The organism is Vibrio sp. La 4.2.2 (assembly GCF_027586995.1).
GTDB lineage: Bacteria > Pseudomonadota > Gammaproteobacteria > Enterobacterales > Vibrionaceae > Vibrio > Vibrio mediterranei.
Genome location: NZ_JAPPTJ010000003.1, coordinates 462,070 through 486,282, shown reverse-complemented (window position 1 = coordinate 486,282; position 24,213 = coordinate 462,070). Strand labels below are relative to the sequence as shown.

The 24,213-nt window shown below is 43.4% G+C and carries 14 protein-coding genes and 1 pseudogene; 8 read left to right on the top strand and 7 right to left on the bottom strand.

Annotated features, from left to right (window positions below; all coding sequences use genetic code 11):
* The first annotated feature begins 245 nt into the window (after positions 1-245).
* The 7 genes from OH456_RS08545 to OH456_RS08515 all read left to right on the top strand — a co-directional run bounded on the left by OH456_RS08545 (position 246) and on the right by OH456_RS08515 (position 11,927).
* Positions 246-584, top strand: coding sequence for a hypothetical protein (locus tag OH456_RS08545; RefSeq protein WP_270033274.1), 339 nt, complete (start codon positions 246-248; stop codon positions 582-584).
* 686 nt (positions 585-1,270) lie between these two features.
* Positions 1,271-2,869: a DNA phosphorothioation-dependent restriction protein DptF gene (gene dptF, locus OH456_RS08540; protein WP_270033273.1), complete on the top strand. Its 1,599-nt coding sequence runs from the start codon at positions 1,271-1,273 to the stop codon at positions 2,867-2,869.
* Positions 2,869-4,218: a DNA phosphorothioation-dependent restriction protein DptG gene (dptG, locus tag OH456_RS08535; RefSeq protein ID WP_270033272.1), complete on the top strand. Its 1,350-nt coding sequence runs from the start codon at positions 2,869-2,871 to the stop codon at positions 4,216-4,218. The genes dptF and dptG overlap by 1 nt, the downstream gene beginning before the upstream one ends.
* Positions 4,199-9,247 (top strand): DNA phosphorothioation-dependent restriction protein DptH, encoded by a 5,049-nt coding sequence (gene dptH, locus OH456_RS08530; RefSeq protein ID WP_270033271.1) that lies wholly within the window; start codon positions 4,199-4,201, stop codon positions 9,245-9,247. Before dptG ends, dptH begins: the two co-directional genes overlap by 20 nt.
* Positions 9,248-9,261: 14 nt before the next feature.
* Positions 9,262-10,131 carry a phosphorothioated DNA-binding restriction endonuclease gene (locus OH456_RS08525; protein ID WP_270033270.1) on the top strand — a complete coding sequence of 290 codons (870 nt, stop codon included), beginning with the start codon at positions 9,262-9,264 and terminating at the stop codon, positions 10,129-10,131.
* A gap of 69 nt (positions 10,132-10,200) precedes the next feature.
* Positions 10,201-10,701 carry a hypothetical protein gene (locus OH456_RS08520; RefSeq protein ID WP_270033269.1) on the top strand — a complete coding sequence of 167 codons (501 nt, stop codon included), beginning with the start codon at positions 10,201-10,203 and terminating at the stop codon, positions 10,699-10,701.
* Positions 10,701-11,927, top strand: a complete 1,227-nt coding sequence (locus OH456_RS08515; protein WP_270033268.1) for a DGQHR domain-containing protein — start codon at positions 10,701-10,703, stop codon at positions 11,925-11,927. Before OH456_RS08520 ends, OH456_RS08515 begins: the two co-directional genes overlap by 1 nt.
* Positions 11,928-11,991: 64 nt before the next feature.
* Here the strand turns inward: OH456_RS08515 and dndE are convergent, their stop codons facing one another.
* The 6 genes from dndE to OH456_RS08485 form a co-directional block, all read right to left on the bottom strand.
* Complete coding sequence (dndE, locus tag OH456_RS08510; RefSeq protein ID WP_074374007.1) at positions 11,992-12,351, bottom strand: DNA sulfur modification protein DndE; 360 nt, start codon at positions 12,349-12,351, stop codon at positions 11,992-11,994.
* The gene (gene dndD / locus OH456_RS08505) at positions 12,351-14,360 is read right to left on the bottom strand and encodes a DNA sulfur modification protein DndD (protein WP_270033267.1); all 2,010 of its coding nucleotides are present in this window, start codon (positions 14,358-14,360) and stop codon (positions 12,351-12,353) included. The genes dndE and dndD overlap by 1 nt, the downstream gene beginning before the upstream one ends.
* An 8-nt stretch (positions 14,361-14,368) precedes the next feature.
* The gene (locus tag OH456_RS08500) at positions 14,369-16,192 is read right to left on the bottom strand and encodes a DNA phosphorothioation system sulfurtransferase DndC (RefSeq protein ID WP_270033266.1); all 1,824 of its coding nucleotides are present in this window, start codon (positions 16,190-16,192) and stop codon (positions 14,369-14,371) included.
* Positions 16,189-17,268, bottom strand: coding sequence for a DNA sulfur modification protein DndB (gene dndB / locus OH456_RS08495; RefSeq protein WP_270033265.1), 1,080 nt, complete (start codon positions 17,266-17,268; stop codon positions 16,189-16,191). The genes OH456_RS08500 and dndB overlap by 4 nt, the downstream gene beginning before the upstream one ends.
* 197 nt (positions 17,269-17,465) lie before the next feature.
* Entirely contained in the window at positions 17,466-19,493 is a 2,028-nt protein-coding gene (locus OH456_RS08490; RefSeq protein ID WP_270033264.1) for a DNA phosphorothioation-associated putative methyltransferase, read from the bottom strand.
* Positions 19,494-19,520: 27 nt separating this feature from the next.
* Positions 19,521-20,048: a hypothetical protein gene (locus OH456_RS08485; RefSeq protein WP_270033263.1), complete on the bottom strand. Its 528-nt coding sequence runs from the start codon at positions 20,046-20,048 to the stop codon at positions 19,521-19,523.
* 436 nt (positions 20,049-20,484) lie between these two features.
* Between OH456_RS08485 and OH456_RS08480 the strand changes: the two are divergent.
* Positions 20,485-22,187: pseudogene (locus tag OH456_RS08480) on the top strand (class I SAM-dependent methyltransferase).
* 92 nt (positions 22,188-22,279) lie between these two features.
* Here OH456_RS08480 and OH456_RS08475 read toward each other — a convergent pair.
* The gene (locus tag OH456_RS08475; RefSeq protein WP_270033262.1) at positions 22,280-23,860 is read right to left on the bottom strand and encodes a diaminopimelate decarboxylase family protein; all 1,581 of its coding nucleotides are present in this window, start codon (positions 23,858-23,860) and stop codon (positions 22,280-22,282) included.
* Between the last annotated feature and the right edge of the window lie 353 nt (positions 23,861-24,213).

Below are 24,213 nucleotides of genomic sequence, written 5' to 3'. Positions count from 1 at the left end.
TTCAACCGATCTGAGTCATGACCGGCATCTGTCTGTCGTATCGGTTTCAGGTGTCAAAGTAAAACTTTAACCAGAGCTCTGACCGTTGACTGGTGCCTAGTTGAATCATAAGTTCAATATAAACTATCGTGGGTAGTCTGGCTTCGGTTATTACCATAAATTGAAATATGAATCTCCTGTTCAATTGATAGTTTGATGTGAACTGTCCAGAATATAAGGGTGTTTAAGGTGAACAAGAGCAGAAGATGAATGATGAACTTATTGAAGCTGTCCAGGAAAACATCCTTCTTTGGCTAGCTTATATGGAACTCGGTAAGATTACCCACTCAGATGCGAGCCAGCGTATCGAGGCGTATTATCTAGGCCTTGCAGAAGTGCTTGAGATTAAACAGCTTAGTAACGTCTTGCCATATTTCACCGATGCTCGAGCTTATTTACATGCAGCGTCTCCTACCCTTTCTACGTCCATGTTCTTGTCACTTGATGACTTCAGCGATATCAATGAACTGAACCAGGCTAAACGTCGTGCCGAAGGTTTGCTTGATAAACATATTCAACTTACAGTACGAAGGTTAACTATATGAATAAACGGGCATTATTTGCCGCGTACCACTGCTCTAACAGGTTTTAAACTGGATGAGATAGTGCAATGGCTTCTATTGTTTGTTAAATGTATGGGTGGCTGGTTGTATAATGAAATGGCGCAGTATAAATTGGACAACCTAAACGGCTAAAGCATGTACCTCAACACGCGTTTTTATCTCAAGAGCCTAATGTGGATGTTCTTTGTTGGAGAACTCAAACCATTTGCTGATGGCAAAGCTAGCTTCATTTAAACAGCCAAAGTTGTGCATCCAAAGACAGAGGGTTCACATCAGACGTCTAACGATACTATTTTGCTTTAGAGTGCTCGGCGAAGGAGCTTCTGTGTGAGGCGGTACAGTATCGCTAATGTAAGGGCTAAGAGTAGAAGCCCAAACTATTGTCGCTTTGCGGTTGCAACTTTGCTGTGGCTTGAACAGTCAAGCCACAACGAGTAAGGAAGGCATACCCCTCTAAAACTATTAGAGCTTTCTTGGCGTGGTGTCGCTCTCGGTGCTGAGGTGATTTATGACTATTGCGCGCTTCCATTTGTTTTTTCATTCGAGTGCCGGCTATCGTGAATTCTTCGTGACGTAAGTAACATAAAAAAAGCTGGTGTTCGATTGAAACATTCCAAGCTTTTTTTGTATTATGTAACTTATTGATTATTTGGTAGGTGGCATAGCCATTGAACTTAGCACAAGCCCTCAGCATTCTTTCTAAATCTTCGCCTTATGCAGTAAGTACCGAAAGAGAAAAAAATCAAGATTTTTTAGTAACGTATAAAAACTACATCTATATCAAAACCAACATTGAAGCAGATTTTAAGAAAAAGCTTCTATCAGCCAAGCCCAATCAAATCATCTTCCTTTGCGGAAGTAGCGGTGATGGTAAATCTGAGATCTTGACGCAATATAGCCAAAGGCATAAAGAAACTCATGACTTTCATCTAGATGCGACGCACAGCTTCAATCCAAGTCAGACAGCTATTCAAGCTCTCGATAAACGTTTCTCCGAATTCAAGCAGAGCAACAAGCCACTCGTTGTGGGTATTAACGTCGGCATGTTGGGTAACTACGCAGAAGAAGGCTCTGAAGAACATAGCGACATCAAAAAGGTGATTAGAAACTTTCTCTCCCGCAAGCTTTCGAAAATTCCAGAGCAGTATGTGTTCTTGGATTTTGAAGACTATCCAAAATTCACCTTCGATGCAGAGGGCAGCGCATCAGACTTTGCTGAGCAGTTTCTGAAAAGACTAACTGCGCAGACGCTTGATAACCCATTTTATGTGCTTTACGACAATGAGCGTAAATCTCGAGGACATACTCGCCTGACCGCTAATTATGCGCTGCTGAGTCGGCCCGCAGTTCAGGAGTCCCTGATTGGATTACTACTCAAAGCTCGCCTTATCAAAGATCAGTTCCTTACGGCTCGAGCGTTGCTGGATTTCACTTTCCAGTTGCTTGCAGCTGATGGCTACTTGTTCGACAACTTGTTTGCAGGCAGCGATAACGAGCTGCTATCCCGCATTCAGGGTTTTGACCCAAGCAATTTGCACACGCGTAAAGTCGATGAGTTTGTGCTTCAGCATGGGCTGGGCATTGAAGATGAGCGGTTCAGTGCATTTAGGTCAAAAATTAATGAGCTTGGTTTTTACGAGTTAAACGAAGCAACGTCTTTCCTTCGCCTTTTCTATTTGCTTCGGGGTGACAACGAGCTCAGCAATGAGTTTGTAACGGCGATCCAAAACGAGTTTACAAACAATCTGGTAGAAACCTATGCATCTGTTTGGATTCTACATCGTGATTTCGATGGTTCAGGAAAGATGCGTAAAGAGCTTGGCAGTTTCTATAAGGAAACTCTGATCGCAGCGCTTCACCGCTACTGTAACCGTCATGCCCCAACACTCGACAAAGATGAGTATTTAGTCTCTGAGCTTAATGGCTACAAAACGGCAGTGTCTCTTGAAGTTAAACCAGATTTTTCAGCAATTCAAAACAACGTACTCGAAAAAATAGGCACCTTCAATGCGTACTTGAAAGTCGATGACCAATCGCTTAAGCCAATGCCGATTAGCATCAGGCTATTTGAGCTGCTAGTGAGAATTGGTCAGGGGTACCGCCCCAACAAGCATGACAAAAATGCTGTTCTTTTGCTTGATGAAGCACTGGAGCAGATGCTGACAGTCGCTAAACAAAAAGAGACCTTGTTTATCCTGAGGAGGGATAAACGCTACAAAATCGTGAAAGAAGAAAGTGACTATTTTGAAGTGAGTGGTATGCGCTAATGAAGACCGACAATTTAACACTACCGATAAAGACCGGTTTGCCACAAACTGCCGCTGATAAGTTCCCAAACAAGAATACCCTGAACAGTTACATTCCGATTCGAACCAAAGGCAACGACTTTGATTGGTCTGCTGTTGTAGGGTTGGTGCTTCGCGGTTTACTTCGTAAAAAAATCGAAAAGTATACCTACCTAGATTTCGCTGCGGACTGTAAAGCCAACTTACAAAGCAAACTGGGCGAAGAAGGTTTTTGGAAAGTACTGGAAGATATGTATTTTATCAACCAAGACATCTTCTCGGTAAGCCCAGAGTTTTTGTTGTTTAAGAGCCAGAAAAGTGAGTGCGAAGCAGGCGACCTACGTGTGGCATCTCTCTTTATCAACCTGTTAAATGGTCGACAGATTGAGCAGTTTGATGCCAACTTGAACTTCATCGAACAAGAGCTGTTAGAAACCCTGCGTTCCAAAACCAAACCAGATACCGACAAATCACTACGTGCTTCTGAAGCGCCCTATTTGCCATACATGGCCGAGGCATTTAAACGTGATCTCGAATTTTTAACCACTTATCCCAAATACCTGCTGGATGAGTTTGAACAATTCTTGGCATTTTACGGGTTTGCTTACACGGCTCAGCTCAGTCTATCGCTATCTGATTGGAAAACCGGTGAAGCCCCCAAAGCAAAACCGCTCTATTTCATCATGGATCATGAACGCGCCAGCGGTGAGCGAGTTCATGTGAAAAAGCACGGCTACAAGCTCTTTAGTAAGTCTTCTTTCAAGCTGTTTCCCGTCCTTTCTATGTTGGAAAACATCCAGCCCAATCCGGACGAAACGAAGAAGCCTTTATGGCAGCTGGCGAGAGATATCGAAAACTCGCAAAGAAGCGACCTGGCTGATCAAATAAAAAACTATGCGCTGATGTTCCGAGCCAACCGCAAACTGGACACTGATATTCCTAGGGACGCAGTAACGCCCATTGATTGGCTGGAATACGCTTTAAAGCTAGCAGAAGAGCAGTTCCGGGACCCGAAAACAGACCGACCAGCCATTATCAAAAAGTACATGACTGAGGTTGAGAAGAATATGGCTGCTGACTTTGTGCAGGCTCGCGGTCGCTCAGGTCGAGTGCTTGTCCTTACGCAGGACCATATTATTTTGCTTACCAACCTGGTGGTGGGCAAAGAAGAGAAGCTCCGCTTCCATGAGCTAATTCTCGGCTTTCAGGATAGGGGAATATTTGTTGATAAGCAGACAGAGCAAGAGCTTATCAAGTTCTATGAACGAATTGGTAACGTTGAACGCATGAGTGATAGTGGAGATGCAGTGTATGTGCGCAAAACAATTTGAATCGTTTCTGGTTGAGCAGTTTTTACTGCATGCGGAAGGAAACATACGCGCAGGTTATCGCTACCAGTTTAACTCACCTGATCACGGTAACAGCCAGCGTTTGTTTGATGCGTTACTCCGTCGTAAGGACGGTGAGATTATAGTTAGTAACAAGGTGGCGTTGAGCTACGTGAGCGTCCAAGGCTGCAAAGTGGTTCCTGTGCTTCATGGCGAAGAAGACGGAGAAACCGGGTTTACCGAGAACTATATTTCTCACCTACGCGATGAAATCGCAAGCCAAGAAGGTGCTCTGAAGGGCTGTGCGCTGGTGGTCATTCACAACAGCCGCCTTGATACCCTTATCAACTCAGCGGAAGACTTGGGGCGGCCTGGACAAGTTTGGAGCCCTGAAAACATCAAAGTCGCACTTAGCGGTTTGATTGAACAAACTGACAAATCCCGAGATGTGTCACTTTGTCTGCTGGATGACCAGTTTGACGCGATTCTAGAAGATGGCGCTACCATGTTTGGCTTCGAATCACTATACAAAGCGGTCGAAGATGGCGAGCTTTGTTTTAGCGAACTCGGAATGTTCGATGATCCTTTTGTCGCGGAGTTATCTGGCAATCGAAAGCAGATCAAACAACGGCTGGAAGAGAACCGCGCGCTTTACCAGGAGTTGTCGTTTGAAGTCGAGCACTTTGGTCAGCAACTCGAAGAAAGACTGAAAGGCTTTAGCAGCAAGTTTATCAAAGAACATTTTTCTGACGATGGTTGGAAAGATGTGGAGTTTGAAACTTATCGAGAAGAGATCAAAAAGAACAAGATTCAGCACCTTAAGCATGAAGGTGAAGAAGAGACCAATGATGCGCAAGTCATTGGTCGCTACCCAAAAGAAACCAAAGCGGGCTTGCGTGACCGTCACCTGATCATTGCCCTCGAGGAAGGACAAAGTGAGTTTGAACTTAAACTGAGCTTTTCTGGCACCAGCGATTTAAGCAAAGAACAGTTTAAAGTCTCGCCAGCGAATGCACTAGGCAAGCAAGAGGTCATCAGTACGCGCCTAACCAGTAAAGGAGCAAACGCCACTCTAGCGGCCAGTTATGCCAATGAGCCTCTGTTTTTCACACTAGCATTGAAGCGTGACAACACCTCTGAAAATCATAACTTCCGTTGCTTGATCGTCAGAAAAGGCGAGTTTGACCTCGAGGCATTTAAAAACATTTTCGCCGTTGAGCCTTCTAAAAAACGCCTTACCTTGAAAACAGAAGATAACAGCCTAGTTATCAACCCCGTGCTAACTGTAAGCCGAAGCCTAGATGATGTTGGTGAGGTGGTTGACCGCGCAGAATTTGGTGTTGTCGATTTTGAATCTTTGGCTAACGAGTCAGAAGATATCGGCTTTGCGGTGAAATCAGGTGATAACGCACTGGCATTTCGCATAGAGGGTGAGACGGTAGAAAGCAGCTTGTCCTTCCCACTGCTGCTTAACCAATCGCGCTTCCATAAGTTGTTTGATGATGACGTGTTTGGCGAACTTTACCCGAGTAAAGATGTTGTCGTGATTGATAATAGCGAATTTCGCGTTATGGAGCCGCGCATTAGCTTAATTCGTTGGGAAGAACGTTTCGTTCAGCAAAAGCAAGTCTATTTGGCTGAATCCAATAGCATATCGTTGGAAGAGTTAAGGTCTATTGATGACAATCTCCACTCTGCATACCAAGCACTGTTTCACTATCTAGCAAGCCGAAAGACAACGATTTCGCTGGTGTCGTGGGGGCTTCAATTTACCGCACTTGTGAAAGCTACCGTGGATGCATTCCTTGATTATTTCAATGCGATCAAAGCTGACGGCATGTTAACCAAAGAGCAAAAGTTGGTGATGCAAATCGGTTTGGTTCGCGAGAATGGCGAGGAATACTACTCGCCTTTTCACCCGCTGGTGCTGGCGTACTACTTAAACCTTTCTAATGAAATGCAAAAAGATGACAGCTTTGCTGACTTGCCAACGGTGACATTCAGTCGTTTGGGTCCAAGCGGCTTGCTGCCGTATGTTTATCACCCCAAACATGAGTTTGCCTACAACCAGCCAGTCACCGAAAACAGATTCTGGGTAAAAAGCGTCCCTCATCAGAAAAGTTGTCTGAAGTTCGTTCGCAAGCTGGTTACAGAGAAGATCAACGAGTTCCAGAAAGCGTTTCGCCACTTGTTTACCGGCTCAGAGAAAAGTGTGCTGGTGAATGCCATCAATCAAGATCGTGCAGAGGAGCTATTCCTCGGTTTGGTCGATTATGTAAAAGACAATCTGGATAAAGCGGCGTCAATCCATGTCAACCTCTACGATGATGCGCTGGTTTTCAACGCATTTGATCAGTTTGCAGAAACGTCTAACTACGAAGAGTTAAAGTCTTGGCTGGAGTTGGACCGCGGAAAAGTACGTGAAAACGCAGACACCATTATCGATATTCTTCGCACCCGCCTGACTTACAGCAAGTTCACTAATGCCCACAGCGAACGCGAAGGGCAAGCTTACTCGCACCTGTCATTCTTCAGAAACAACGACAACGTGAAGTTAACGACCTTGAGCGTTGACGACATGCCGAGCGGTATTGCGTGTGATGGTCTGCTAACGGGCGACGCCTCCAAAAGTGATGAAGGCTCGTACTTCACTGCATTTGGTTTGCAAAACGTTCAATACCGTAACCAACCGCACCTGGAGATGGCGAAGTATGTTGGTTCGTTAATGGAGCCAGCATTAAAGCCAAGCACGCAATACACGGGGGCCAATGCTCCTGCGCTTGCGGTCAGTGAAGACTTTAAATCGCTGCTAGATCGCTCTTATGACAGCTCGATTTGGACCACCATCATCGACCCTAAAGTGACGCTGGACTTCTTCCACACCAATCAAGATGTTGTGCTTATCCATTATTCCGATCAGTACACCAGCTCTGCCAGTTACGATGCCATTACGGTAACCGCCCAGCGCGGATTGTTCGAAAGGGTGGTGGCGCAAAGTGGCGGTGGTCAAATCAACGAGTTCAATGCCTTTAACGGTGATTGGCTGCTGAAGATGATGACCTGTAACGACACCATTCGCAAAGAGCGCACTGGCATTATCGGTGCCTACAAGTTTGCGACCTGCCTTGTGCATAAATCTGATATCATTTGGGTGCCGCTATCTGTCGGTGAGATGATCCGCGTATCAGGCAACATCGGCCTGAAAATGACGGACAGTGATTTCTCACGCAATGTGCAGGGATATAAAAAAGGCGCGATTTCAGATGATGTATTGCTGGTGGGTTTTAAAGATGGCAACCTTTATCTGCTTCCTGTCGAAGTGAAAGCTGGCTCCACGCCAGACTACAAAAAAGCAGTACAGCAAGCGAATGAGCTTCGCCGCTATCTAACAGAGCTTTTGAGCGACGAGACACTGGCGTCGAAGCTGTACCGAGGCTTGTTTATCCGCCAGGTGTTGATGCAAATCGACAAATACCGTCTCTACAACGTATTCAGCAATGACTATTTCGGAGCCCTGCTTGCAGAGAAAGAAGAGTGGCTGCGCGGCAACTACACAATCACCGAGCTTGAGAACTACCCGGCAGGTCTAGTGGTTAGCCATCTTGAAAGCGGAAGCTGCTTCGAGCCTGGCTACAACATGCAAGAGGGCGTGTTGAAGGTTGACCTTCCGATGTCTTTGCTGCCTTCACTGGTGCAACACCCGCTTCAAGTGCTAATGAACGAAAAGGACATCGCGCAGATCTGCCATGTGCCAGCGGAGTATATGTTGGTGAGGCAGACAGCGTTGAAAAAAGAAGAGTCACTCGTCCCATTAGACGTTGTGGTCGATAAGCCAGAGAATTTAAAACCGAACCTCCAAACTGAGGTTCCGTCAAAGTTAGCTGCAGAGCCAACCCCAGATTATGCGAGCGAATGCCGAGTGGAGATTGGTCAGAATACACTTACCGGCGAAAAAGTTTTCTGGGAGTACGGGCATAAAGATCTAGCAAATCGCCACCTGATCATTTTTGGTAGCTCAGGGCAGGGTAAAACCTACTGTATCCAAGGTTTGTTAATGAGCTTGGCCGATGCTCAAATTCGATCGCTGGTGATTGATTATACAAACGGCTTCTTGCCGAATCACCTTGAGCCGGAGTTCATTGAAAGATTGAACCCTAAGTCCAACATCCTCTGTAATGAGCCATTCGGCATGTCGCCATTCAGAGCTCAAACACAGGATTTTGGCGGGATTTTAATCGAAGAAAAGCCTCATACAGTAGCGGGGCGCGTCGCCTCTGTGTTCAACAAGGTTTATTCAACAATTGGCGAGCGACAGATCGCAGTGCTTAATGAAGTGATTGAGTTTGGTGTCCAGCGGTATGGCAGTGCTTACAGCTTGCAGAACATGCTGGATGATTTAAACGAAGAAGAAACCGCAGGTCCCGCGCTAGCCAGTAAACTTGCACCTCTCGTTAAGTCCAATCTCTTCTCATCTGACAGTGATAAAAGTTGGAGTGAGGTATTTGAGAGTAAAGAACATAGTTCAACAATCATGCAGCTCGCGTCGCTTAACCACGATATTTCAATGCTTTGTACTGAGTTTTTGCTTTGGGACCTATACTCCTACGCATGTAGTTACGGTAGTAAGGAAAACCCGCTACCTATCGTGTTAGATGAAGTGCAAAACCTTGATCATCGTCTTGAGAGCCCGTTAGGAAAAATGCTTACGGAAGGGCGCAAGTTTGGGGTATCTCTGATTCTGGCGACTCAAACGCTAAGTATGCTGCGCAAAGATGAGCAAGATCGCTTGTTCCAGGCGTCTCACAAGCTATTTTTTGCTCCAGCTAAAACAGAGACAAAGACGTACGCGAAAATTCTTGAACTGAGCATACCAGGAACGAAGCAAGCAGAGTGGGAAAAGCAACTAGGGGACCTATCAAAAGGGCAATGTTTATCAGTTGGCTACCATTTGGATAATGGTCAGTTGAAGATGAGTGTTAAGAAAGTGAAGGTTTCTTCCATGTCATCCCGTCTGAACCGCTCTGAAGCTTGAAACTAGGTAAGTCAATGGAGCTTTCTGAAAAAATTCAGTTAATTTCACGCTGGCGGCGAGGGGACCAAAGGGCCCCTCATAAGCCTTTGATGTTGTTATACGCACTGTCTCAATATAAGCAAGGTCACGAGCGCTTGTTCCAGTTTGAGAGTGAAGTAGATAGCCAGGTTAAAGAGCTGCTGGTTCAGTACGGTCCTTCACGAAAGGCATATCACCCTGAGTACCCTTTTTGGCGATTAGCCAACGAGCAAGCTCCATTCTGGGAAATCAAAAATGGTGAAGAGTGTATTCCCCGTAAGAGTAATACCGATCCTAAAAAGTCTGAACTCATTAAATATAACGTAATGGGAGGCTTTAACGCTTCCTCATATCAGAGCTTAATTTCTAATCCAGAAATGATAGAAAAGATTGCTTCTAAGCTAATTCAAGACAACTTCCCTGATACGTTGCAAGAAGAGTTGTTTGTTCGTTTTGGTTTTGAGGTTGATACTTCAACTAAGCAACGAGACCCCAATTTCCGGACAAATGTTCTTCGCGCTTACAACTATCGATGTGCAGTTTGTGGTTTTGATTTGGCTCTTGATACTGCTTCAGTGGGCATTGAAGCAGCGCATATAAAGTGGAAGCAGTTTTTTGGTCCATGCGAAGTTTCAAATGGTATTGCTCTATGTAGCATTCATCATAAAGCCCTCGATCGAGGGGTTATTACTTTCAATGGTGATTTCAAAGTACAGGTATCTCCAGCTGCTACTGGTGGAACTATGGTTGAACAATTGATTTGGGACTATGAAAGTAAGCAAATAGCTCTACCGAGGGATGCTTCCCTATATCCATCTGAAGATGCTATTAGTTGGCATCTTCGGGAAGTATTTAAACAAATTTAATACGGGCAACATGTATAGATTAGTTTTCTGCAATATGATTAGTGTTAATAAAATTTTTGGGTGTGTCTAATGGTTAAGGTTCGGAAAAACTCGTGGCCTAGAATAGTTAAGGATTTATATTCTCGGTTGGGTAATGCGCTAAAGAGTATTACTTTTATTGCTTTTTTTCTTATTGGTGTGATTGTTATAGGTGGTATAGGAGTGTGGCTTCCGTACGGCCTTGATGGTACTTCAGATAAGGTGTTCTTTGAAGCTCAGAATGTTCTTACCTTTTACTTGGCTATATTAGGGACGCTTTCTATTGAAGGGGTTATATCAAAAAGTAAAAATACTGATTTGGCAGCTCTAGGTCTTATTATTGGTGTTATATCACTTATCTTGGGTATTTATGGTTATTACAATTATCCTACAGGCTCTGTTTGGCAAATAAATTTAGGTGCATTTATAACGTTAACGATATTTCTTTTTTCGACGGTAAATGATGAAAAGTTTGATGTACATGAGGAAATAATTTCTGATGCAACTGGCTATGAAGAAGCAGATAAAGATTTGATTAAGGATAAAAAGTAATGAAGTTACCAATTAAAGTACCGGCTATAAAAGTAAGTCAACCTTTAGGTGACTTTTTTGTTGTATCTCTTAGTGCTGAATTTTTGTTGAAAACTTGTTACACAATCAAAGCGGAGATACTTCAAGACAACGATGAAAGTAACTCTGTTACTCATTTTGGGAAGTTTGTGAGTGGTTTAGTGGGAAATCAGCGAGATAGAGCACCTTCTCGGTTAAAAGAAATTAAGCGTTATACTGAAACTGTTGATGCTAGCTTCCCTAACTCAATCATTCTTGGTGCAAATTATGATCCGGATGGGCGTTTAATAACAAATATTGATGAGCGCTGGGAGGTAGAAAAGATTTCTGATGAATTCTACTATCTCGTAATACCATCCATGAATAAGATAGCTTCAATTATTGATGGGCAGCATCGAGTATTTGGATTTGAGGAATCAAGCGCTAAGAGTACAGAACTAGTATGTTCTGTATACTTAGATCTTCCACTTGCATATCATGCAAGGATTTTCACTAATATAAATATGAATCAAAGAAGAGTGGATAAGAACTTAGCATACAATTTATTCCAGTTTGATATGGAACAAGGTGAACCTAATAGTTGGTCTCCTGAAACGCTGGCTGTATACTTTGTACGAGTTCTTTCTAGTGATAATGGTTCACCACTGAAAGGAAAAATAAAATTAGGTACATTAAATAGTAGCGCTAGTACAACCATATCAATGGCATCGATAATTGATGGGATCCTTTCTTTAATTACTAGTAACCCCAAAAATGATAGAGAATTACTGCATACCAAATCAATTAAAGACGGACGAGATAGAAGTATGCTCCTAAATATTCATTCTAAATCCCCTTTACGGAACTTATACTTGAGTGAAAAAGATAAAACTCTTTATGAAATTATTTTTAACTATTTATCAGTGTTAACAGAGACTCATTGGCACTATGAGTCATTTAAAAAAACACTAGGTATTAGTGCAAGTTTTGATTTTCTTAAGGAGCTTTGCGAAGTTGAATCAGTTGATAACTTGACGAGGGAGTATTTTTATCGTGTTTTATATAAAACTAAGAATATAGATTTCGATAGCGAATTTTTTGGTGTACAGACTAAGTTACGGACAAGGATGAGAAATACTTTACTACTAGCTTCAGGCGTTAAAACTATAAATCAGCTACCAATTAAACCTAGCGATCGTAAAAAATATGAAGAAATATTATTAGGTTAAGCGCGAAGAACAGAACAAACAATACAAATGACGTATTGTTTGTTCCCTTACTTTTTAGGAAAGTTTAGTCGTTGTTATGTAAAGAAGAAGAAAGTTGTGTGAGTTGCCTATAATTGCGCAAAGATGCGGCTCCATCTTCAACGTGTGCTGCCCAAGCTTGCTGATATGCTTTGGTATCAAGCTCTGGGTAGTACATTTTCAATACTAACTCAGTAACATCACTAGTCTCACCAAGCCAAGTGTACTTATCTAGTACAAGTGAGCCATCTAACTTGGCTTCCTGACCTTGGTATCGAAAATCACTTTCAATTGAACGGAAGAAAGCAATACGTGCCGATACGTTTGGAGTGATGCCAGTATAGCCCTTCAACTTTTTAAGCTGCTCTTCAGTCGAACGGGTCAGGTTCATACGATTAGGTAGCATTACACGGCCTCCTTAGTTGTTTCTCTCCAGAAGTAACCTTCCTTCAAGGTTGAAGACTTAGTTGTACCATCAAAACAGATTTCGTAAGTGCGAGCAATATCATCTTGGATAAGGCTGGTGTAGTTTCTATCGATCTCGGTATCCGTTGATAGAATCACAACTTGGTGGCTGGCGGTAGGGAAGTAATTTTCTACCAGTTTATCACGGTGGTGCGAGTCTAAGCGCCCTAGTGGTGTATCAATAATAACTGGCAGCTTACGACCAGATGTTCGGCCTAGTGCTTCCAGAATCGAGATTGCGTAGATCTGTTTTTCGCCCGCAGACATTGCTTTGCGATTGATCTTAATACCGTGTTCATCGACTAGTTCAACATCAAACGATGCGGGGTTAATTGAAGCTGATAGCTGCAAATCTTCTTTACGAGCTAGCTTCTTGTAAGACTGGACGAACTCGTTCTCTAATTGGTTGACGCGAGCTTTAGTTAGCTGCTCACCAAACTTCTCAAGTAATAAGATTGAGTTTTGAGCATTGCTAATACTCTGGTCTTTATTGGATTGATCTTTGTGCTTATCGTGTAGCTTCTGAATTTGACGAGCTGTCTCTAGTGCTTGGCGCAATTCACGTTTTGCTTCTTCAAGCAAAGCATGATATTCGATGATCAGCTTTTCTTTCTTCTTATCTAAAGCACGTACATCAGCAAATAACTCCTGCACCTGCTCTTGTTCAGGCGCTCGCGCAATATTATTTGAGGCGTTGTCGATCTCTTCCTCTACGTTTTTCAGGCGAATTCGTGCTTCATCGAAGCGTGAAAAGGACTCTTGAGATAGTTCAGAGAGTTGATAGTCAATCGTATTTGCTTGACGGTCAGAGATATCTAAAAGCAGCTCGGCGGAATCAAATTCACCCACATGTACTTTAAAGCTATCAGCAATCGCACTTTGAGCCATCTCGGTATCAAAACTCGGGTACTTTGAACGCAGTGTTTCTAAGAATGAGTCTAGCTCGTTGCCAAAGTTCTGTTTCTTCTTAATCTGTTGTTCTTGCTTGATCTGAGTTTGAAGGCGTTGCATGGCATTAGGTGCGAGTGCGAATGGAAGGCTTGTCTCCATCTCCATGCGGATTTGCTTTTCAAGCTCTACTTTTTCTTTAAGCAAGCTATCTACTTTTTGTTGCTCATCTTCTCGAGTTTTAGCCCAAGCGCCGCCGTTTTGAGATAACTTATTTTCTAGATTAAGAATATCACGTGATACGAGCTCAATTTGTGCATCAACGATGTCCGCTTCACCACGACGTTTCTCTGCATTGCGTTCGTGGCTGATACGTTGCTCATCTAGAGAATCCATTTCCTCTTTTAACGATTGGCTTAGTGCGCTAGAACCTTGTTTCTTCAAAAAGATATTTAAGTCACTCTTAAGCTTTGCGATTACATCCAAGCCTAATAGTCTACGAACTGCGGTTTTTAATACCGTGCCAGACTCATCTTCCGCAAGTTCTGCGATTTTCTCGCCATCGAAGAAGAACAGGTCAGCAATACCTGTTGGGATCAGTTCATTAAGGAAGCCTTGGCACTGCTCGTAGTTGAGCTCTGAGATTTGGATGCCATCTTTCTCAAGACATAGGCTATCTTTCTTACCGCGTTTCCAGCCGCGAATCACTTTATAAGTGTTTTCTTCGCCGTTTTGACTGTATTTAAACTCAAGCTCAATCGATGCGTTGTCTTGAACTCCACCATGGCCGACGCCTTTATGGATAAGTTCGGAAAGGGCATCAACGTACTCACTATTTGACAACACTTGGCTAAATGATTGACGGCCAAAAAGAGCGAGTCGTACAGCTGTCAGAATCGATGTTTTACCAGCTCCGTTAAGGCCACCAAACAGAATGATTGGTCGATCGGTTCCTTCAATAGGGCCATTTTTACTCAGACGAGCAGGAGCAGGGCGCAAGTCAATTTCATGTACGCCACGGAACACTCGAAAGTTATTGAGAGTTAGTTTTGTAATTAACATTTCAGTATTTAAAACTCTTTCTTGAGTAGTGTATTTAGTTCTGTCAATTGCTCGTTATAGCGTTCTATGTCCTTTCGATACATATCGAATTCAGCGATGCTTTGACGAGAAATATGCTTGGTCTTAATCTCTTCTAGGCTACCCCAGTCCAGTTTTAATAATGATTCAATTTTTTTTGAAATTCCGCTGCGACGGCTCAAGCCTTCCATTGAAACTTCCAATTCAATTAACTTCATGATCATTTCTGGAGTGATATCATAGTCATTGCTGAGTTCCACAAGAAGCTGTGCATCACCTTTACCAAAGCTTGCATTGTCGTCGTATACCCAATCAAGGTCATAACCATATACTTCCCTGAAAATTGTTGGCAGTGAGTCATTCCAGTCAGGTTCATTTGGATCATGTAACCATTCTTGTCGTATTGCATGGAGTTCGGGAGCTGATATTAGTTCTACTTCATGGCCATCAGATTTGAACTTTCTATTAAGTTCGAGCAACTCTTTTAGCCATTGGCGACGATACTTCAACCAATACGGACCTGGGGAGTGTTCGTTTATTCTCCAAAACCAACGCTCCATACCACTCTTTTTGTCTTTTTTAAAGACGAGTGTACCAACATTTTCACTACTCTCCTGATGGTAGATCTGAATTAAGTCGTTGCCTTCTTCCTTAAAAAATACTGGGTAGTCATGTTCTTGAGGATAATTATTTTTAATGTAGGAATAAACCTTTTCTCTATGCTCAAATTTATTCGTTATATTATTTGGTAGTTTCTTTGTTTGGGTATGGATTTTTCCTGTTCTACGTTTGAAGTTTCGGTAAATATTTTTGTTTTCTGGGATATTAGTTCTAGCTAGTTCTTCTCTGAACTCGAGAAGAGGCGCCATCCACTCTTCACCGTTTTGAATAAGGCTTTCCATTGCGCGGTCTTTGGTTACAACTGTACATGTCCAGCAACCAAAACGAGAGTTACCACAAGAAGGTGTTGTTTCATCAATCACCATCGGGCACTCACCTTGGCCAGATGAATCTTTATAAAGGTTCCAGAGTACGAGGTTTTTACCACCCCATGGGTTTTCCCATTCCAAATCGTATTTATCGATCCAAATGTTCTTAGGTCCGTACGGAGTTTGCTTAGTTTCTAGGTGGCAAAGACGCAGTAGTTTCCAAACATCATCAACACCCCAAGTGTCAATAGGGGTATAAATGAATGCATTCGCAAGTGTCGTGTGAATTGCTAAACGAGACCCATCAATCTTATGTTTAGCGATGACCTGTGCACGCGATGCACTCTCTTGGCTGCGTGAGCCTAAAACAACAATAACCTCTTCAAATTGAGAGACTTTAGATTTAATAAAGTCGCTCACAGGGTCAATTTTCATTCGCTCTGTACACCATCGAAATGAACGAGTCGGTGCAGGGTAGCCTTTACCAAGTAAGTTTGCCCAGAAAGTTTGATTGTCTTTCGGCACTACAGTATGACAAGTAATCGGTAAGTCATCGCGCTTTGCGCCTTTCTCGATAGCGGCCAACGAGTCTTTTATGTGGTTAACAACAACAGGTGTTTCAACAAGTGTGTCTGAAGATACAACAAAAACCGGTTTTTGGCGGTCTTTTGGTTCTAAGCCAAGTAATGCCAAGTAAACTAACGACATGACTGCTGATGAGTCTTTACCACCGCTGTAGCCAATTACCCATGGGCGTTTGTCAGCACAGTAGACACGCTGCACATCTGCAATGTAGTGGCTTAGTTTGTTATTTGCGAAGTCTTCTGCATTGATAAAGTCTTCGTATTCGGCTAGGTCTTCTGCCAGTTTTAGCTCGTGTATCATGATAACTTCTTCTCTAGAGCTTTCTCTTCTGGGGTTAGTGGTAACCCAAGTTCAATTTTTAGTGCGTTAGCAGTAAGTTGAATATTCTGTGTCGACTTACTTAGTTTTCCGTGGTTCATACTTCGCTTGATCCAGTCCGGATTGGTTTTTAACCAGTTAACCTTGCTCAACTGCTGAAGCTTTTCTTTCCATTGTTTTGGTTCTTGGCACAGTAGGTGTTTCCCTAATACGCCTATAGCATGCAACCCAACTCCATGCGCATGTATATATTCTTGGCGAAGTTGTGCTGGGGATAATTCTTTATCAATGACTAGTTGCCAATCTTTGATGTGGCGAGTAACTTCTTCCCAAAATTCAGCAGCAAGTTGCTTTTCTTCTTTGCTAAAGCCGTCTTTAGGGCCTTTGCTCAAGAGTGCGCGAGTCGATTGTTTGATGCTACTCAAAGTAAATAGCTTGTTCGACTTAGGGCTGATATTGGATTTCTCCATTTCAGTTAAACCGATGAAAGGCTTAACCTTAGTTGCCAATTCGCGAGCAAGCTCGGAGCTTTCATCTCTATGGTCATACAGCGTACCCAGAGACGGGCTAGGTTTTACCGCGTATTTGTTGAGATCAGCAAACATCTGTTGGCTGCGTGTAAGTCCTTCATCAATGAAGAACAACACTGGGATATTGTCTTGACCTAAGTCTGGGTTTTCCCTTAAGGCTTCTTCGATTGCTTTACGACGATGTTGTCCGTCATTGATCAGGATTTGTGCATCCATAGGAACTTTTAGAGTTCCTAAATTAGGAGCACCATCATGATCTTCAAATGATATATCGACACCCACAGATACAGTTAGCGCAGAGAAAACATAATCTTTAGGGTTGTCAAGTAGGTACTTAACCATTTCAGGAATACGAGTTTTATTCAACGTTCGTTGAGCTCTTAGCTCAGGCGGAACATCGTCTTCGTTGTAACTGAAAATTTTAGGAATGATCCTAAGAGGGCACGTCGCAATGTAAAAGGGACGTCCTGCTTGAATACCTCTGACAGCAGGAAAGGAGTAGCAATAGCCTGAATCTTGATTTTGCATAGTCGGCTCTAAGGTTATGTTATTTGTCTGTGACATAAAATATAGCTGGTATGTCATTTTTTGACAAACTAATCTTGGAGTTTGTTATTTGTTGGTGTTGTCTATGCGAATTATTACATAGGTATGCCAAAGTAAGTGTGACATTTTACAAGGATGCAGGCTAGATTTCTATGGCAGGGCAGGTTTTTTCTCAAGGTTTAAGTGGATGCTTTCGTGTTTAACTTAAACCCTCTGATTTCCTTATTGTGTTTGCCTAAAAGCACCTCAAACTCTGCTCGAACCATCTGACTCTCTTCAGTTGGTTCAAACTCCATCAACTTTCCTAATCGCTTATCAAAGCTCAGCTGTTTTTTGTAGTTCTCTTGTTCGGATAGCATATAAAGGTGCTTGTTGAGCAGTGGCGGTCTGCGCTTCTCATCTACATAATCAAAGAAGTCGATATCTTGTTCTGCCATTTTTATTTTAATCCGTTCGATCAGAAATGGTACAGAGTGCTCGAAGTTGTCGTAAGCGGTTAAGGTTAGCTTGCTTGACGTGATATGGATTTTGATTAAATCGATTTCTTCATCCAGTTCGCCATATATTTGTAAACCCGCCCCTACGTATGTGCGCAGTAAGAGTGGTAAGTCATTGATATAGTCACGGTGTAGGATAAGAGAATGCCCCTCATTCAATAAACTTGCAGGTAATTGCTTGTGGCCCTTTTCACATTGTGTATTGATTAAGTCTGTATCGGCTATCGCAAACAGTAACTCCGCAGCTAGGTTAAGTGCGGTTTTATAGTCATCAAACAGAGCTTTGATATCGCGCTTGAGTGTTTCTGATTGCTGCGTGTGAGGCTTTCTCTTCTCAAACAGTCCCATCGCAAAGTAAAGTAACAGGTCTTCTTTACGGCGCTTCTCTGCTTTTTCGAACTCTTTGGTGTCGAACATTTCTTGCAACAGACCAAACACTTTTTTGTGCGAGCCGATAAGGGCTCTTACTTTGTCTGATTGCTCAAATTCTTCGTTAGCAGGAATACGGCCGAGCGTTAAGCATGTGTTCCAAAATGCGTCGAACAGTTCCTGGTTTTGGGTGATGAGGAGCTTGGTTTTATCTTTTGCTTCGACAGGCTCTGGAGAGGTGAGCTGCTGCCATTTATGGTTGCGCTTGTATTTGCTTTGTAAGTACTGCTGCTCTTCGAGTTTATCTTTGAAGATGTAAAAAATGCCGGGTGCAACGGTAATGACATCCTCTTGCAAACTGCGTTCAATATAAGCTTTTATCTCAGACTGAGCGTAATACTTTTGAAAGGTGTTACGAGAGGTAATTACACCATCTTTGTAGGGTTTGAACTGTGCGATGTAGCTCTCGTTAGCAAGCATTACAGAAACAACGAGAAGCTTATCCGCCAGCTCCCAAGCACCTAACAAAGCATCTAGACGTTCATCTTGGTCTTCAATCACGTTTAGAACAAAGCCAAGGTTGACGATGTCTGAGCTCACTTTATCGTTATCAGGCTGAAAGTTAGGATCCCAGCCAAGCGCGTCTAGCCCATGTGCCTCCAGCTCTCGCAAGTCATCACCACGTCCGCAGCCATAATCAAAAATGGAATGAGAGCCTTCTAGGTAACCATGCTTTACCAGTGTTTTCATAGGTGCAGATAGTTCATGGCGAACGAGTGCCGTTTTGTGCCTATCAATTCCGATTTCTTCGACTTGAGTGACAGCAGAGCTGCGGAACAAACGCCCGTCGACAAGTTCATAGCCATGACGCGCAATGAGGTTTTCCCAAGAACGCTTAAACCCAATTAGTCGGCTATTCTCATACAGCCCCGCGTTTTCACCTTCTTGAGTGAGTGAAGTGAAATGATCAAAGTGCTCACATTCCGGCAAGATCATGGTCTCTTTGCGATGAAGGATCGGTGGGTTGTCAGAATCCGAGTAGCTTGTGATTTTATGGCTTAACATAGATAGGTTGACGTTTAAGCTCTGTCTTAGCGCAGGGTAAGAGGCAGTATAAAAGTCAGGGTAGTAAAGCAAAGATAAACGGAATTCCTTTTTAAACAATTTCACTAGATTCCAGTGTTCATCATCTAGGCTAACGGCTTTTGCTACCGCAGGTATGAATTGACTGAGGACTGTCGGTAGGGCGCTAAAGGCATCTTTATGAAGGTAGATAGCGTCCGGCAACTGTTTCCCTACTTTTATCTGCGCAATAAGCTCAGCAAACTGTTCTTCATTCATTCCATGTCCTCGATGATGTTTTATCGATTATAAGTTATCGAATAAGGTTTGTGTGGCGCTGCCTTTTGCACTTTTCTTGTTTACGCGAAGTCCATCACTGCGTTTTTCTCGAATCAGTGCATAGCGTGCGTTTTCAGGGCCGACACTGATGTGAATAGGGCGGTCTTTTCCGTAGAAGTAGAGACGATCGAATTCGAGGTTCATGCAAATGTACTTTGCGATTTCATCCATTCGCTGCTCATAACCTTGTACATAGAAGTCACAGGCAGCGCCATCTCGCTTGCAAATTCGATTTCCTTTGCTGTTGAGTTCCATGGACGCATGTTGATCGATGTTTGGCGCCATATCTCCGGAGCTGTTAGAGAGCAGGTAACGAAGTAATGTATGGCTAGTGAAGCCGTAGGTAATAGACACTTCACCAAGTTGACTTAAAGGTTCTAATATACCCATATGTAACAGAACTAGTTGTTGGTATGAACTGCTTGATGGTTTGTTGCCACCAGTAAATACGGAATGTTCTTTCAAGTGCCAGTTGATGAGTCTAGGGTCTAGCATGTTTTAATCACCAAAAGATATTAACTCGTTATGAATGGTAACAGATGCTCACTTTTATGAGCGTATCACACGAGTTTCAAACATGTTAAAGTATAGTTGTAGTGCTAATGCAATTAAGAGTTCAATTGCTAGGGATGTGTTAGTAATTGAAATGTATATTTAATGTAATGTTTTGCTATTGGGTTATGTGGAGAAATTATATTAATCATTGTGTTATATCATTAGTGCGGAGTCCTCACTCACCGCCACATTCTAAGCCCCAGCAGAAATGCTGGGGCTTTTTCATTTCATCTAATTGAGCGAAAGATTAGGACTAGTAAGACCTAAATCCTCTAACCGTGATTCACCTCAAACCATCTAATACTATTCTAAGACCTCCTAGCATTATGCAACTCTGCCTTATATTATGGGACCAACCCAATAACAGGCTCTCACAATGTCCATAACATCCTCTTTCTACGACAAAAATGCAGACTCGTTGGCTAAACAATATAACTCACTAAAGTTTGAGGAAGTGCACTCCTCTTGGAAACCATATTGGCCTATTGAAGGGGATACGGTTTTGGATGTAGGTGCGTCATCGGGCCGAGATGCAAAATGGATGACGCAACAAGGAGCGGAGGTTTTTGCGTTCGACTGTCGCTAGCAATGAGAGAAATAGGTAAGGCGAACACTGGTGATGACGTAACGTGGTTACAAGATGAATTACCTAGTTTAAAAGCTGCACAGAGCCTTGGAATTCGGTTTGACTTAATTTTGGTGAGTGCTGTTTGGATGCATGTCCCGCCGAGTCAAAGAAGTCGAGCGTTTCGTAAGCTATCAAACCTCCTTGCTCCTAATGGAAGACTGATCATCACTCTACGTCATGGCCCCTTTGACGATGAGCGAATTGGCTACCCAGTTTCAGCATCAGAATTGGAGCAATTTGCCAAAGACACGGCTTTACTTGTTAAAGCTGTGAGTGATTCGGGTGACTCATTAGGGCGTAGCCGTGTATCTTGGCAAACCGTGGTCTTAAGCTTACCCGACGATGGCTCTGGCGACCTAAGTAAGGTACGACATATCATCGTCAATGACAGTAAGAGCGCAACCTATAAATTGGCGCTACTGCGAGTACTTTTACGTATAGCCGATGCTCACCCTGGATGCGTGTCAGATAGAACTGGCGGTGAAGTTGCCATTCCTTTGGGATTGGTGGCGTTATATTGGGTTAAAGCCTTTAAGCGTCTAATCGATATCGGAAAATTACAGCAGAATAGCAACCCCAATAGTGGATTGAGTTTTGTGACAGAAGAGGGTTGGCATCAGCTCAAACATTTATCAGCGGATGATCTTGCTGTTGGTAGCCTGTTTTGGGTAGACGAAGCGAAAGCGTTGCAGAAAACAATTCAGGCGTCGATTAAAGCCATGAAAGAAGGGCCAATCGCCCATATCTCTACCGGAACAAAACAAGACAAGAAACACGAGTTCTCAACCTTAGCGCCAGCCAAACGGCGTAGAACACAAAGTAATGTGTATCTAGATACTCAGTTTTTCGAAAGTTATGGTTTCTTTGTTCTTAAGCAGAGCCTTTGTGAGTGCTTCAGGCTCTATAATTCTTGGATAGAACCGTTGGTAGTCAATCAGTGGGTGATGCAAATGCAGCGTTTTGAGTTGAACCGGAAAAACAATATATCGCTGCAAAGCTACCATGACTGTCTGGTTTGGTTGGATAAGGAGCACGATACACGAGAAGTGCGGAAAAGGGTGGGTGAGTTGCAGCGAGAGAAACATCGCGTGTCGAGCGTTTGGAGCAATACCAAACTAACGAAGTCGTTTCATGTTGATCATTGTTTGCCTTTCGCTTATTGGCCAAACAATGATATGTGGAACTGGCTCCCCACGACCGAAAACGAAAATACTAGTAAAAGTGACCGTTTGCCAAGCAAGAAGCGGTTAGTCGAATCTAGAAATCGTATCGTGAACTGGTGGCATCTTGCTTGGGGAGAACAAGACCAACATAGACAGCGTTTTTTCACTGAGGCCACTCTGTCGCTACCTAACCTTCCTCCTAGATGTCAGGATTTTGAAGAAGTTTTTGATGCGATGGGACTACAGATTCGGGGTGTGAAGAGTCGTCTGCTTATCAATGAATGGTAGTGAGTGACCAAACACAAAAAAAGCTCCCAACGGGAGCTTTCCAATCACCAATTCTCAATTCAAACCACCAAGCCTAAAGCTCAGCAACCTGCTTATTTCGAATAACTCGGCGTTCTTGCCACGCGGCGTTTAGTTGCTGCTTTTTTACCAGCTGGCTTCGCCATTTTCTTCTCAATTTCAGCTTTTGCTTTTACAAAGCGCTCTGGAAGAATTTGCGTTGCGAATACATCTTCAACCGTTTCAGCGCGTTTGATGAGTTCCGCTTCGCCGTCTTTCACTAACACTGTTGCTGGGCGTGGTAGTGAGTTGAACTGGCTCGCTTGAGATTCAGCGTAGTGACCGACATCCATAATCGCTAGCACATCTTTTGGTTGTAGAGCTGGCATGCGTGCGCCGCTTTCCCAGATAGATGGGATACAGATAGGGCCCGCGATTTCAGTGGTTCTCTCTACCAATGGTTGGGTCATTTTGTTTGCTGGAAGAACTGGGTTCTTCGACTCTTGAGACTCGACCAATGTAGCTAGGTAAGTCGATGCATCAACCATGGTGTAGGTGTAATCCATCTCTTGATCGTCTTTCACAACGTATACCGAGGTAAGTAGCGTGCCGATGTTACCCGCGATATAACGGCCTGGTTCTAGCCATAGTTGTGGTACTTCGAAGCCTTCTTTAGTGAACTCTTCTAGCATGCCCGCACACACTACTTTTGCGTAGTCTTCGATGGTGTTCGGGTTCATCATGTGTTCTTTGCTACGACACTCAGGCTCACGCTCACGTGGCCAGCCGCCACCTAGGTCTACTTGGAAAGGTTGAACGCCACACTCACGAGATATTTCGATAATGTTGCGTGCGTATTCGCGGTATAGCGCATCCCAACCTTCAGGCTGTTTAGAGAAGCGGCCTAGGTGAGTGTGGAAACCGTAGAATTCGAAGATGTCGATTTCTTTTACGCGGTTGATGATTTTCTTCGCTTCTTCTCTTAGCAAGCCGAATTTGATCCACTTCATCGCGCCGATAAAGTTAGGGAACGGGTAAGCATCTGGTTCGAAGTCATTGAAGAAATCTTCAGGGATAACTTTTAGACGAACCGCAATGCGTACTTTTTCCGCTGGTTTCACCTCGCGAGCGATACGCTCAACGATTTCAATCTCTTCGTAAGAATCTAGGTGAATCGCGTAACCGTATTCAATTGCTTTACGGATAGCAAGTTCAGGCTTAACGGTACCGTTCAGTGCGATGGTTTTTGGGTCTGCGCCAGCAATGTATGTCGCTTCAACTTCACCTGGACCAAAGCAATCACCGCCCACGCCTTCTTCGTTACAGATAGCTCGAACCGCGAAGTTGGTATTCGACTTGATAGCAAACATTACGTTGACTGGTTTTGGCCAGTAGTTGCCAAACGCGTTTTTCACACGGCGCAGGTTGTTACGAAGCGTGTCTTCGCTCAATACGAACAGCGGGCTACCGTATTGCTCGATAAGATCAGTGGCTTTGCAACCACCAATTAATAAGTTGTCACCTTGAGTGGTTAGCTCATCGGTTGGAGTCAGAATGTTTTCAAGACGCTCAGCATAGTTCTGGTTAGCTTTGTGCTCGGCTAGAAGCTGTTGCTGTGTCTCTAAAATAGTGCTCAGTTGCTTTACAGACTCTTCTAAAAGCGCTTGATTTTTCATATTCATTCCTCACGAAGTGTTCGTAATTGGGTATCGATTTGATGAACGCTAGTCTATCTGGAGGTCAAAAATGCAGCATGTCACTGAGGGTCAATTTATTTTACACCTAGTGTTAATGTATTGAATTAATGTTGCTTTTGTCAGAAAGCAGATGTTGGGGTTGGGCGGATAGGTTAACAAACTACGGTTGTGGGTGAACTAACGTATTGTTTGCTAAGAGGCGAGAGATAGTGAGGGGCTACGTAATGAGTCAAGTTATCGCTGTGGGTTATTTGCGTTAATGGGTCAAATAAGCTGACACCCAGTGACATCGAGTTGATGAGTGTCTGGGTTAAATTATAGCCATATTAGGT

Coding starts and splice junctions, on each gene's coding strand:
- dndE (WP_074374007.1), bottom strand. CDS start 12,351: ATGCTACCTAATCGTATGAACCTGACCCGTTCGACTGAAGAGCAGCTT.
- OH456_RS08490 (WP_270033264.1), bottom strand. CDS start 19,493: ATGAATGAAGAACAGTTTGCTGAGCTTATTGCGCAGATAAAAGTAGGG.
- OH456_RS08525 (WP_270033270.1), top strand. CDS start 9,262: ATGGAGCTTTCTGAAAAAATTCAGTTAATTTCACGCTGGCGGCGAGGG.
- OH456_RS08475 (WP_270033262.1), bottom strand. CDS start 23,860: ATGAAAAATCAAGCGCTTTTAGAAGAGTCTGTAAAGCAACTGAGCACT.
- OH456_RS08515 (WP_270033268.1), top strand. CDS start 10,701: ATGAAGTTACCAATTAAAGTACCGGCTATAAAAGTAAGTCAACCTTTA.
- dptH (WP_270033271.1), top strand. CDS start 4,199: ATGTGCGCAAAACAATTTGAATCGTTTCTGGTTGAGCAGTTTTTACTG.
- dndD (WP_270033267.1), bottom strand. CDS start 14,360: ATGTTAATTACAAAACTAACTCTCAATAACTTTCGAGTGTTCCGTGGC.
- dndB (WP_270033265.1), bottom strand. CDS start 17,268: ATGCAAAATCAAGATTCAGGCTATTGCTACTCCTTTCCTGCTGTCAGA.
- OH456_RS08500 (WP_270033266.1), bottom strand. CDS start 16,192: ATGATACACGAGCTAAAACTGGCAGAAGACCTAGCCGAATACGAAGAC.
- dptG (WP_270033272.1), top strand. CDS start 2,869: ATGAAGACCGACAATTTAACACTACCGATAAAGACCGGTTTGCCACAA.
- OH456_RS08520 (WP_270033269.1), top strand. CDS start 10,201: ATGGTTAAGGTTCGGAAAAACTCGTGGCCTAGAATAGTTAAGGATTTA.
- OH456_RS08485 (WP_270033263.1), bottom strand. CDS start 20,048: ATGCTAGACCCTAGACTCATCAACTGGCACTTGAAAGAACATTCCGTA.
- OH456_RS08545 (WP_270033274.1), top strand. CDS start 246: ATGAATGATGAACTTATTGAAGCTGTCCAGGAAAACATCCTTCTTTGG.